Source organism: Cardinium endosymbiont of Philonthus spinipes (assembly GCF_964030745.1).
Classification (GTDB): domain Bacteria; phylum Bacteroidota; class Bacteroidia; order Cytophagales; family Amoebophilaceae; genus Cardinium.
Genome location: NZ_OZ034918.1, coordinates 96,461 through 109,213 on the forward strand (window position 1 = coordinate 96,461; position 12,753 = coordinate 109,213).

Consider the following 12,753-nt stretch of genomic DNA (forward strand, 5'->3'; position numbering starts at 1 on the left):
TCTTTAAATGTTTTCTGTGTCAGATCAAGTTTTTTGTCAATGAAAGCATAGTAAAACCACCCTTCCTCCCCCTATTTTCTATTTTAGTCTGCAAGAATCCTATTGTATAATTCAAAAACCTTGTATATATTAATTTTTTAACACTACAACAACACATTTCGTCATTTTACATACCCATGACCTTAATCGTCCTATTTTGGATATTATATAAATCCGCCTTAGTTTTTATTTTTTCTTGCACTGGAAATCAAACAAAAAAGACTTTAAACATATTCCGAACAAGTTATATATTGGATCAGCAAATAAGCAATAAGGCAGCATCAAATCTCCCTGCTGGCAAACGAGCTAGAGTAGCGCTACAAGATTTTTCTCCGGACGAAGAGGGATCAAGCCAAAATAAAAAAAGGAAAACATCTGAGCATCCACTATCGCCTAGTCTAATCCTCAATAAAAAAAATGCAACTGTTCAAATATCATCAAGCATACGCAATAGTCACGTTACCGCTACTGGTACGGAGGTGGTTGCTCCAGCTAATTTGAATAAAAATAACAATATATCTACTCAAAACAGTACAATAAAAAACAGATTAAAACATACAATCAACAATGATACTAGCCTCCATAGTACTCCAGACAAGGATACAAAAGAGTGGTTAGACAGTTTTCCCAATACAAAATTTTTTAAATGGTTAAAACTGGAAATAAATAATGCGCCAAATAGCCAATTATGTAAAAAAATAGTAGCCCAACTTATTGCTTTGCGCAAATTGAAGGTGCCCTCTACGTTCACCAGTAGTATATGCAAACAATGCACGGATCTAGACTGCTATGGTGATTTCCTGAATAAAATTTTGGTAAAATATGAGCCGTCCGGGTATGCACTAACACCTGAACTACAGAAGATATTGCAACATGGTATTAAGCTGAGCAATATATCCAATATGTTAGGTGGATCTGGTCATAAATCCGCTGAAGCATTTGAAGCGTTAATCAATACGCTAACCAATCAGAAAAATCGGAAAAAGCTTAAAAAGTTAAAAGCATTAGGCTTTGAAGTAAGCAATCTATCTAGTATAGTAAGTAGGGCGGGTAACAAATCCGATGAAACATTTGAAGCGTTAATCAATATGCTAACCGATCCGAAAAATCGGAAAAAGCTTAAAAAGTTAAAAGAATTAGGCTTTGAATCAAGCAATCTATCCAGTATGGTAAGTGGCGCTGGTCATAAATCCGCTGAAGCGTTTGAAACGTTACTCAATAAGTTAACCGATCCGAAAAATCGAAAAAAGCTTAAAAAGTTAAAAGAATTAGGCTTTGAACCAAGCAATATATCCAGTATGTTAGGTGGCGCTGGTCATAAATCCGCTGAAGCATTTGAAGCGTTAATCAATACGCTAAGCGATGAGAATATGCTGGACAAGCTTGAAATGTTAAAAGAATTAGGCTTTGAACCAAACAATCTATCCAGTATGGTAAATGGCGCTGGTCATAAATCCGCTGAAGCATTTGAAGCGTTAGTGAATAAGCTAACCGATCAGAATATGCTAGAAAAGCTTAAAAAGTTAAAAGCATTAGGGTTTGAAGTAAGCAATCTATCCAGTATGGTACATAGGGCTGGTACCAAATCCCCTGAAGCATTTGAGCAGTTAATCAATAAGCTAACCAATCCGGAAAATTGGGAAAAGCTTAAAAAGTTAAAAGCATTAGGGTTTGAAGTAAGCAATCTATCCAGTATGGTAAATGGCGCTGGTAACAAATCCGCTGAAGCGTTTGAAGCGTTAATCAATGAGCTAACCAGTCCGGAAAATCGGGAAAAGCTTAAAAAGTTAAAAGCATTAGGGTTTGAAGTAAGCAATCTATCCAGTATGGTAAGTGGCGCTGGTCATAAATCCGCTGAAGCGTTTGAAGCGTTAATTCATAAGCTAAACGATGAGAATATACTGAGCAATCTTAAAAAGTTAAAAGCATTAGGCTTTAAACCAAGCAATCTATCTAGTATGGTACATAGGGCTGGTACCAAATCCCCTGAAGCATTTGAAGCGTTAATTCATAAGCTAAGCGATGAGAATATACTGGACAATCTTAAAAAATTAAAAGAATTAGGGTTTGAAGTAAGCAATCTATCCAGTATGGTAAATGGCGCTGGTCATAAATCCGCTGAAGCATTTGCACAATTAATCAATAAGCTAACCAATAAAGAGAGCTTATCTAAGCTTGAAACATTACAAGCACAAGGTATTCAGTGTGGTCATTTATCTGCCCTGGTAATAGGATCAGGCATGAAAGCATTTGATGCATTAAACGATGTAATCAATATACTAACCAACGACAAATATCTTGACACCATAAAAAAGGTTTCTGCTGCTATCTATACCACCCCAGATGTAATCAATAAAAATGATGAAATTTTGGTAAGTAGCAAGGCAAGTAAGCTGCTAAAAGCTATAGGAGATTTGAGAAAACAACCATCTATTAATGACCCAAGCGAACATAGACAATTCAAGAAGTTTTTAACAGATTGCTATGCTAAAGGTAACCATGTAGAGGATAGTCTTTTGGAAGTACAAAAAGTCTCTAATGATGACCCTAGGAAAAGTTTGCATGGACAAGATAAAGTAGTAGCTAAAAAAAAGATAACCAAGGGTACTATACTAGGTATTTATACCGGTATATTGCTATGTGAGGAAGATCCTATCGATCATGCAGTTGAGTTTGCTTATTTAGCTACAAAAGGAATTTATGGGGTAAATAAACTAAATAGTTATAGTTTTGGTATCGACCTTGATACATCTGTCCCACTCTATCTGAGTGCATGCGGAAGAGGGAATATTTTAGCCAAGATTAATGCCAATCAGACTTATGATGCTCAATCTAATGACCATCAAGCCAATAAACCCAATATATTAGCCTTATGGAGTAGTTGTGATGGAGTGACACCATTTATATTGTTTTCTGCAACGCAGGATATTCCAGCTAACACAGAACTGTTATTGGATTATGGTCAGCCATACTGGTCTGATCATAATGGTAATGATGATGTGTCTAATCCAGATGCCAATGCCTATAGGTCTTGCTTAGCGCAAAAAAAACATTACGTAGGGCAAAGCAACAGTATAATGGTACTGAAATTGTTTAACAAACACAACCCTGACTTATATCAAAAATTATTAGAATATATAGAGACCCCGTGCTTTAATGCATTAGAAGGTAAAGATAGAATGGTAGAATGCAGAAAAATTGATGATGCCAACACAATAGATTATCGTATATACAAACTGCCAGGCGAAGCAGCTATAGGGAAACCATCTCAAGATTATTACTCAATTGACTGGAATCCATCTGTTGGATTGGATGCATTGAACAAATATACTTATCTATTCACACCTGTGGATCGGCCCATTATCTCCTTCGATAAAAAGTCTGGCTCGATGGGATAGCAAATATCGCTCACCTGTTAGTGTTTTACTAGGCGGCCAGCCAGAGGCGTGAATGGATACATAATATTTATGTCTTAAGCCCACGCCATTGATTAAACAGATATGCAAGCGGAGTAGGAGGGATTCGAACCCCCGGTACCTCTTTCAAGGTACACCCGTTTTCGAGACGGATACCTTCAACCACTCAGACACTACTCCAATAGCTATATGGCTCTATATGACACCACCATGGTCTTACTTGAACATGCGTATGCGTTTAGCAAACTTCTTAATTTTATACAAGACACGAGGATGGCTAAGCATCGCTTTAGACTTTGGCACAGGCAGCCCCAAAACATGGGTACTATGAAAGGCATCCTTAATAAACTCCCTTCTAAAATTTTTCTTACTTTCAGATACAAGGTTAACCGCATGCTGGCTATCAAGCGAAACTTGCATATCATGATGGCCATATGGTTTACCTACTACAAAAAAAGTATAGATGCTATTTAAAGCCTTAAAACGATGCTTCTTTTTCTTATGTAGGAGGTCTCTAAAATCACTCCCTCCCCCTCCTATTGCTAGTATAGGAAGTTGTTCATGAGGCAGCCATGCTTTAACCTTTCCCAAAAAACCGCTACCCTCTATCAAGTCTCTACCAGCAGGGCTACGACACACCTCTTGATTGACTTGCACATTTAACCCAATCTGCTTCTGAAAGTGCGTTTCATCAAACCCAAGGCTAAGCGACAGCATACGGAGGTCCTCCAAAACAGGATCCGTTAAATGTTGTGAGAGCATTTCAGCATCCACCCGAGCACCAGCCACCCCTTTCCATGGCGTAGCTGCCGTAACCAGCCCTTTTATCTTGAAAAGGTGGCCATATAACTTATAAAAAGCATAAGCAACGAGGCCGCCCAAACTATGCCCTACCAGCAACATAGGTCTATCAGATAGGCCTGATACCTTACCAGAGAGCTCTTGAAAGTAAGCTTCGGCTTGTTGTTCTATAGAAAGCTTAATACTCTCCCTACCTTCCACACTAGCCAAAGCCACTACAGAAGCAGTAGGAAAAGCTTCTTCAAGCCCCTGTTTCAGGCTATCAAAAGAGGCAGCTTTATTGCCTAACCCATGAAATAAGGTAATGACTGGCTTCTGCTGATCCTTACATGACTTTGCTTGCACGCAGTTTGGAAAAAGCCATAAACAAAAGAGGATTGACTGGACTGTATAAAAAATGTATGACATAAGCGTACAAAAATCAAGTTATAAATAGAATAGAATTTAAATCAAAACAGCTGTAAATTGGCCTAGAAAATAATAGGCATAATTAACAACAGAAAATGCTCCTGCTTATTTTGTATTCTAGGAAAAATTAAAACAGCTTTATTAGCCCCCCAAAAAAAGAATTCTACTTCTTCTGTTGTGATACTAGCAAGCATATCTAGTAAAAGTTTTGCATTAAATCCTATTTCTAGGGGCAATCCTTCATAGGTACAGATAAGTTGTTCTTGCGCTTCATTAGAAAAATCCAAGTCTTCTGCTGAAATGGTCAATTGATTGTCCATAAGGTGTAACTTTACCTGATGGGTCGCCTTATTAGCATAAATCGCAGCACGCTTCAGTGCACTGACCAAAGCAGGCCTACTGATGGTCAACTTACTGCTGTGCTCTTTAGGAATCACATTTTCGTAGTCTGGATAGCGTTCATCCACTAATCTACTGACCACACTGATGTTATCGATGCTAAATTGGATTTTATGTCGATCAAAAATAAAACCAACCTTCTTATCCTTACCACTCAACAGACCATTCAAAAGCATCAATGCTTTTTTAGGCACAATAATTGGACTTTGCGTAGATGCTGCCAGATCTTCACGAATATAGCGCACCAACCGATGGCCATCCGTAGCCACAAAAGTAGCCATAGCATTGGTTAGTTCTATATATACACCAGACATAGCAGGTTTTAACTCATCATTACTAGTGGCAAATATGGTTTTTTGTAAAATATTTTTCAATACCTCTACTTCTACTTCTAAAGCAATACCATCATCTAAAGTAGCTAGTCTGGGAAAATCACTGGCGCTCTCCCCTGCCAACTTATATTGCCCACTATCAGATTTAATAGAAACAGTATAAGAATCGGGGTTAATTTCCAATCTAATAGGTTGTTCTGGAAGATTCTTAACCGTATCCAACAACATACGGGCAGGTATGGCCACACTTACTTGCGCATCTGACTGAATCGCCAAAGTAGCACTAATAGAAGTTTGTAAGTCTGATGCTGTAACAACCAAATGATTCTGATCTACGTGAAAAAGAAAGTTTTCTAAGATTGGCACAACGGGATTACGGGTGATAATCCCACCAATGGCAGTTAGCTGCTGTGACAGCAAAGCTGATGATACGGTGAACTCCATAATTATTTTTGTGATTTGAATATGGGGACTATACTGCACGCAAGGGAACCCCTATGCATCTTCCTGATACTTCTGTCTGCTTGACCAAGATTAGGCTTATAAATGAATACAATTTAAGGAAAAAACTTAAAAGATGTTGTCGCTTCCCATATAATAATACAGCTACTTTAGTTTTTATGCAAAAAGGAAGCTTCTATTTTGCACACTGTTTTTCTAATACAATAAATTCATAATCATAGGGATTTTTCTCATCTGCTTTAAAAGACCGTATAGCACATTCCACCCATTCTTTTCCTAGCAAAGGGAAATAGGTATCCCCTGGTACAATAGCATGGATTTTTGTTAGATAAATTCTATCGGCTATAGGTAGGGTTTGACTGTAAATTGTCCCCCCTCCAATGACAAATAACTCTGATTCACCTTGCGCTTTTGCTAAATTTATAGCTGATGCTAAGCTACCTACCACATGATAGCCCACACCGGACTGATCCATTTTTTTACTGACTACTATACTAACCCGATTGGGTAAAATACGGCCAATAGAACGAAAAGTATGACTACCCATTACCAGATGATGGCCTTGTGTATGTTTTTTAAATTCTTGTAAATCAGCTGGGAGATGCCAAGGAAGCTTATTGTTCCTTCCAATGACCCTATTTAATGACATCGCGACAATAAGAGATATAACCATAATCTATTGCAAAATACTCAAAATAAAACAATTTATTTTGATTTATTCAATAAACACCACTATATTTGTTTTGAAGCTAAAGGGGTGAATGGAGTCTTTTTAGCTTTAAAAAGGGGGATTAGCTCAGCTGGTTAGAGCACTTGCTTTGCAAGCAAGGGGTCATCGGTTCGAATCCGATATTCTCCACAGCTTCTAATGATTTATATAAATCACTTTCTTTAATCTATTCTGCACACGAATGTAAAGAAAGATGACTTAGTTCTTTGCGTTTATCTATCCCTACCACATTTAATACAAAAGCATATACCCATAGATTATCATAAATAAGTGGTAAACAAGTACGCCTAACTAATTCATAAAACAAAGCAGCATAAATGACTTTAGGGAAGTAAAACACCCAGTCTGCCACTAAGGCAGCGTATCTGTTTGTAGTAGTTGGCATTTAATCTGACAATTATTAAATTGTCTTGGCTATAAATAACAACAACTATAATGATAGAGTATTGCCTTTTTATCAAGAACAAAGCATACCCATTTTACGTATTCTAACAGATCGTGGTACTGAGTATAAAGGTAAAATAGAGCATCATGCCTTTGAGTTATTTTTAAGTATAGAAGGTATAGAACATACCGTTACTAAAGCCTATTCACCGCAAACCAATGGGTTCTGTGAACGGTTTAATAAAACGATGAAACAGGAATTCTTTGATACAGCTATGCGTAAAAAAATCTATACAGATCTGGATGACTTGCAACAGGATTTAGACAGTTGGTTACACTACTATAATCATGAGCGACCACATTCTGGAAAATATTGTTACGGTAAAACTCCGATACAAACTTGGGAGGATAGTAAAAAATTAGTCTTTGAAAAAAATAATCAAATCGCCTATCTTAAAAGCATACCTGACAAACTAAACTTAACTGACATCTATACAGTCTAATTTTTACTGCCTGTCAGATTAAATACTAACTACTACGCCTTATGCTCATAAATGATGACAAGCAAATCAGTTATTATCGATAATTGGATATTGTGATGATAGTGATTATTAAGATGGTATAATTAAAAGCGTGATGTAGATGGATATACGACAGTCGCCTGCGGGTAAAATTGTAAAATCAATCAAAGGATATCATGCTTTTGTGCCCTATGCGTTGCCACCAAAATTTGAATGGAATAATAGGCTAGTTAACAGTTTGTCTCGTGCTGATTTTCTGCTTGGGAAATTAGCACGAGAAGGCAACAGGCTGCCTAACCCTCATCTTTTAATGCGCCCATTCATCACCCGTGAAGCAGTACTATCTAGTAAAATTGAAGGCACCCAAGCAACCTTAGGAGAAATCTTAGCTGCCGATGCTGGTGCACATGTAAAACAAAACTCTGGTGAGCTCCAAGAAGTGCAGAATTATATTAAGGCACTCGATTATGGGCTGAGTCGATTAGCAGAGTTTCCGTTATCGCTGCGCCTGATTAAGGAAATACATGAACGCTTAATGCAAGGTGTTAGAGGGGCGCATGCCACGCCGGGAGAATTTAGGCAGAGTCAGAATTGGATTGGAATTCCAGGATGTACGCTGCATACAGCAAAGTTTGTACCGCCACCCCCTGATCATTTAATGGATTGCCTGGGAGAATTTGAAAATTTTTTATACGACAGATCATTACCACCATTGATTCATATGGCGCTTTGCCATTATCAATTTGAAGCAATTCATCCATTTTTAGATGGTAATGGGCGTATAGGAAGGCTCCTGATTACGTTACTGTTGATTGAACAAAAGATACTCCCTTCGCCTTTATTATATTTATCTGCATTTTTTGAAGCAACACGCGATGAGTATTATAAACAGCTTTATAATGTTAGTGTGAAAGGTAGCTGGCACGCATGGCTCATTTATTTTTTAAATGGTGTAGCTATTCAATCTGAAGATGTTTTATCACGTACTGAGCGTATCAATGAATTATTAAATCAATGGAAAATTGATATCGCAAGAGGCAGTTCCCAGGTACCTATAGACATAGTACAACTTTTGGCTGTAAATCCTTATTTTACGATCAATAAAATTGCTAAAGATCTTATGATTTCGTACAGCACTGCACAAAGAGGTGTTCAAAAACTTGAAGCAGCCGGCATTATTAAAAAGACGAGTAATAACAAACGGGATAAAGTTTACTGCGCTATTGAAATATTAAATATCCTAGAAGAGCCTACGAAAATCAAGGCAGGTATTTGTGAGCAACTCGCCTGACTATCTTAACTGGCAATTATATGCGGAAGTTTTCCCGAGTCTGTCTTTTAAAGTGTGTAAATAATTTTTAGGTTTTATATTCTTGAGCGTATATTTTACCCATTAAATTTATTTACAGCGATGAAAAAAAAACCTTCTATAACTAACATATATATGACTGATTTACAATAAATATAATCCAGAACTCAGGTTAATACTATTTTAGTCTTTTCTTCCGAACTAAAATGGCTAATCTTTTTTCTTCCCATCTGATTAATTTATTGGATGACTGTAAAACTAAATGATACGGAAAATAAAATAAAAACTTTTTGTCCGATTTCTTCAGTCCAGTATAAATTTCACAAAAGTTAAAAAATAGACAAGGTACACACAATCATACAATCAGTGGATGATTCTATATAAAAACCTATATTTGTGAAAATATTACCTTACCTTATAAGTATATGATTAACATACGAACCCATTCTGAACTACAGCTATTGCAGCAAGCGGGTTATATTGTAGCGCTTTGCCACGAAGCTTTAAAAAATGCCATTCGGCCGGGTTTGAGTAGTCTAGCCTTAGACGCAATGGTGGAAGAAATCATTCGAAGCAATGGTGCGGATCCTGTATTTAAGGGCTATCGTGGCTTTCCAAATGCTACTTGTATTTCCATCAACAATGGAGTAGTACATGGGATACCCAGCAATCAGCTGTTGCACGAAGGGGATATTGTTACTATTGATATAGGTGTAAAATACAAAGGCTACATTGGAGACAGTGCTTGGACCTATCCTGTAGGCAACATCTCACAGGAGAGAAAATTTTTACTGACACATACAGAGCAAGCTTTGTGGGAAGGGCTACGTGTCATTAAAGCAGGCATTCGCCTTTCTACCATTTCTCATGCCATAGGTCAGTATGCGACACAACATAAGCTTGCTATTGTAAAAGAATTGGGTGGGCATGGTGTAGGCACTATGCTACACGAGCCGCCTCAGATTCAAAACTATGGCAAGCCCAATCAGGGGCCTATTTTAAAAGCTGGTATGGTACTAGCCATAGAACCTATTTTAAACCTTGGCCATTCAGCCATTAAAACTTTACAAGATGGTTGGACCATTGTTACTAAAGATGGAAAAGATTCTGCCCATTTTGAACATACCATTGCTGTTGAAAAAGAAGGATATGCCATTTTAACTACTCTTTAAATCTATTCACCTGTAGATTATTTTTTAGGCTGCATTAAAGCTATGAGACAGAAGCGCAAACGTTTTGAAGCAAATAAATCATTAGATCATCTGATAGAACCAGAAAAACCGCTCTATAAAAACATCAAAGGGAAATGGAACCTTGTATATTTTCAAAACAACCATCCGATTACACTAGAAATTGGTTGTGGGCATGGTGCTTATACCATTGGATTGGCTAAACTATTTCCAGAAAGAAATTTTATCGGGATTGATATCAAAGGAGATCGGTTATGGAAAGGTGCACAAGAAGCCAAGGATTATGCGCTACAAAATGTTGCCTTTCTACGCGCGCAGGCAACACAGCTTTTGGAGTTTTTTGAAGAAAACGAAGTAGCTGAGATTTGGATTACCTTTCCAGATCCTAGACCTAAAACTAGAGATATAAAACGTAGGCTCACTAGCATGCGTTTTTTAAAGCTATATAAGACAATACTTATACAGGATGGACATGTGCACTTAAAAACAGATAGCAGTTTACTGTTTGCCTATACATTAGATTTACTCCAACGGCAAGGCATAGCACCATATAATTATACAAGAGACTTGTATGGTTCTGCATTAATAAGCAACCATTTTGGCATTCAAACCACTTATGAAAAACGATTCATAGCAGAAGGGATGCAGATCCATTATCTATGCTTTGGATTAAAATAAGGCAATCTGTTATATTAAACCACCTCTACCTAGGAGAGTCAGAAAACGCTATAATAAGAATATTAGGCTAATAATCCAAAAAGTTTAGATGAACTTAGGCAGATTAATGCTCATCTAGTTTATCTATTATATTTGTTATATATTTGGCAGTCAGGCAACGTCTGACGAAAAACATAGAAATGCTTATGGGCACAAAGGATATCGTATACATTGCACTATTTGCCGCAATAGCTGCAGTCTTAGCCCTTATTCCTCCAATATACTTACCTTTCCATCCAGTGCCGCTAACCGCTCAATCTCTAGGACCTATGCTAGCAGGTAGCATTTTAGGCGCTAAACGAGCTACCTTAGCCATCTTTTTATTTATAGCCATCATGGCAACTGGACTTCCCATTATGGCAGGTGGTCGTGGTGGAATCGCCATTATCATGGGGCCAACGGGTGGTTTCATACTTGGCTTTCCAGCTGCTGCCTATATTATTGGCTGGTTATTCGAAAGGAATTGGAATAGATTGAACCTAGCTTGGGCCTTTATCTATATCCTATTGGGTGGCATCATTGTACTCTATATTTGTGGTCTGCTATGGATTGCTATGATGTTTAACTTTGACCTATATAAAGCTTTTTTATCTTCTTGTATATTTATTCCAGGAGATATCATTAAGGTTACTATTGCAGCTACTGCTTCAATGGTCATTAAAAGATCCTATCCTTTGATAAAAATGTAACGCTAAGGGTTAGTCTTGTATATAATGAAATGATTAGAATAGACAATGCAAGTGTTTCTTTTGACAACCTCTACGCTTTAAAAAATATTCATGTAACATTACATGAAAAAAGGATTGGCGTTATAGGTTCAAATGGAAGCGGTAAAAGTACATTTTCCAGGCTTATCAATGGATTGCAGCTTCCATCTGAAGGGAAAGTAGAAATCGATCATCTATCTACTTGTAAAGATGGTAAAGCCATTAGGCGTAAAGTAGGATTTGTTTTTCAAAATCCCGATCATCAAATTATCTTCCCTATAGTAGAAGAAGACATTGCTTTTGGCCTTCAAAACATTGGTTATAAGAAAGCAGAGATCCATCAAAAGATCGATGACCTACTTGCTGCCTATGGTTTAACACACTTAAGATATAGAAAATCCCATCTGCTGAGTGGAGGTGAGAAACAACTTTTAGCCATTTTATCTGTTCTGGTTATGGAGCCTACCTATATTGTATTGGATGAACCAACAATATTTTTAGACCTAAAAAACAAGAAAAAAATAGTTCAGTTAATGGAAAGGCTGCACCAAACGATTATCATGGTTACGCATGATTTAGATCTACTGATGCATTTTGACCGTGTATTGGTTTTTGAACAGGGGTGCTTGGTTGCAGATGATATCCCTACCCGCTCTATAAAAGCATATCAAAGGCTGATAGATGACCAATTATAAAATAGATAGGAAACAATGGTGTAGCATAGCCCCTGAATGGAAGTTAATCCTGCTAATATTAGTGACTAGTCTATCGTTTATAGGATATGACTGGCGTTTTTACCTAGCCAATTTATCTATAACCTTTGCTTTAAGCTTCTTAATGCATATTGCTTATAATCAATTATTTAAGCCCATAAGGGCTCATTTTTACCTACTGATTATCATCTTTGTTATGCATGCCATTGGAGGGGATTGGGTAGATGGGATTAAGGCGATGCTAAGGTTGTGTAACATTGTACTATTTGCTTCATGGCTTCTATTGACCACATCTTATTCAGATATCATGGAAGGATTAGTCGCTTTATTAAAGCCATTATCATATGTTGGCGTAAAGCCTGCTGAGGTTAGCCTTGCTTTTGCACTAACCATACGTTTTATGCCACTTATCATGGATACCTTCAAGGAAGTAAAAATGGCTCAAAAAGCGAGAGGAATAAATAAAAATTTTATGGCCATACTTATCCCGTCAGTTATCAAAACCATCAAAATGGCAGATGATATTGCAGAAGCCATAGCAGCCAGATGCTGGGAATAACGCTCAAAAAAACAAATTTTATTTTAAAAATCTCACCCAGATTTTTTTAGAAGCAAAAAAAAGGCT

The 12,753-nt window shown here is 37.2% G+C and carries 11 protein-coding genes, 2 tRNA genes and 1 pseudogene; 9 read left to right on the plus strand and 5 right to left on the minus strand.

Features of this window, described 5'->3' with window-relative positions:
- Positions 1-176 precede the first annotated feature (176 nt).
- Entirely contained in the window at positions 177-3,437 is a 3,261-nt protein-coding gene (locus AAHM81_RS00395) for a hypothetical protein (RefSeq protein ID WP_342265402.1), read from the plus strand.
- A gap of 109 nt (positions 3,438-3,546) precedes the next feature.
- Here AAHM81_RS00395 and AAHM81_RS00400 read toward each other — a convergent pair.
- From AAHM81_RS00400 to AAHM81_RS00415, 4 genes are all read right to left on the minus strand, one after another.
- Positions 3,547-3,635, minus strand: a tRNA-Ser gene (locus AAHM81_RS00400).
- A 36-nt stretch (positions 3,636-3,671) separates the two neighbouring features.
- The gene (locus tag AAHM81_RS00405; protein WP_342265403.1) at positions 3,672-4,664 is read right to left on the minus strand and encodes an alpha/beta hydrolase; all 993 of its coding nucleotides are present in this window, start codon (positions 4,662-4,664) and stop codon (positions 3,672-3,674) included.
- A gap of 62 nt (positions 4,665-4,726) precedes the next feature.
- A complete protein-coding gene (dnaN, locus tag AAHM81_RS00410; protein WP_342265404.1) occupies positions 4,727-5,839 on the minus strand; it encodes a DNA polymerase III subunit beta in 1,113 nt (370 codons plus the stop codon).
- A 193-nt stretch (positions 5,840-6,032) separates the two neighbouring features.
- Positions 6,033-6,530: a dihydrofolate reductase gene (locus AAHM81_RS00415; RefSeq protein ID WP_342265405.1), complete on the minus strand. Its 498-nt coding sequence runs from the start codon at positions 6,528-6,530 to the stop codon at positions 6,033-6,035.
- A 112-nt stretch (positions 6,531-6,642) separates the two neighbouring features.
- Here AAHM81_RS00415 and AAHM81_RS00420 point away from each other — a divergent pair.
- Positions 6,643-6,716: transfer RNA gene (locus tag AAHM81_RS00420), tRNA-Ala, on the plus strand.
- Between the two features lie 37 nt (positions 6,717-6,753).
- Here the strand turns inward: AAHM81_RS00420 and AAHM81_RS00425 are convergent.
- Positions 6,754-6,972: a hypothetical protein gene (locus tag AAHM81_RS00425; RefSeq protein ID WP_342265406.1), complete on the minus strand. Its 219-nt coding sequence runs from the start codon at positions 6,970-6,972 to the stop codon at positions 6,754-6,756.
- A gap of 49 nt (positions 6,973-7,021) precedes the next feature.
- On the opposite strand from AAHM81_RS00425, the pseudogene AAHM81_RS00430 reads away from it, so the two are divergent.
- The 7 genes and pseudogenes from AAHM81_RS00430 to AAHM81_RS00460 all read left to right on the plus strand — a co-directional run.
- A pseudogene (locus AAHM81_RS00430) lies at positions 7,022-7,474 on the plus strand (integrase core domain-containing protein); the annotation flags it as partial.
- 256 nt (positions 7,475-7,730) lie between these two features.
- Complete coding sequence (locus AAHM81_RS00435; RefSeq protein ID WP_342265407.1) at positions 7,731-8,783, plus strand: Fic family protein; 1,053 nt, start codon at positions 7,731-7,733, stop codon at positions 8,781-8,783.
- 443 nt (positions 8,784-9,226) lie between these two features.
- Positions 9,227-9,973: a type I methionyl aminopeptidase gene (gene map, locus AAHM81_RS00440; protein WP_342265408.1), complete on the plus strand. Its 747-nt coding sequence runs from the start codon at positions 9,227-9,229 to the stop codon at positions 9,971-9,973.
- A gap of 42 nt (positions 9,974-10,015) precedes the next feature.
- Positions 10,016-10,669, plus strand: coding sequence for a tRNA (guanosine(46)-N7)-methyltransferase TrmB (trmB, locus tag AAHM81_RS00445; protein WP_342265409.1), 654 nt, complete (start codon positions 10,016-10,018; stop codon positions 10,667-10,669).
- A gap of 185 nt (positions 10,670-10,854) precedes the next feature.
- Complete coding sequence (locus AAHM81_RS00450; RefSeq protein WP_342265410.1) at positions 10,855-11,397, plus strand: biotin transporter BioY; 543 nt, start codon at positions 10,855-10,857, stop codon at positions 11,395-11,397.
- A gap of 29 nt (positions 11,398-11,426) precedes the next feature.
- A complete protein-coding gene (locus AAHM81_RS00455; protein ID WP_342265411.1) occupies positions 11,427-12,110 on the plus strand; it encodes an energy-coupling factor ABC transporter ATP-binding protein in 684 nt (227 codons plus the stop codon).
- Complete coding sequence (locus AAHM81_RS00460; RefSeq protein WP_342265412.1) at positions 12,097-12,687, plus strand: energy-coupling factor transporter transmembrane component T; 591 nt, start codon at positions 12,097-12,099, stop codon at positions 12,685-12,687. The genes AAHM81_RS00455 and AAHM81_RS00460 overlap by 14 nt, the downstream gene beginning before the upstream one ends.
- The last annotated feature ends 66 nt before the right edge of the window (positions 12,688-12,753 follow it).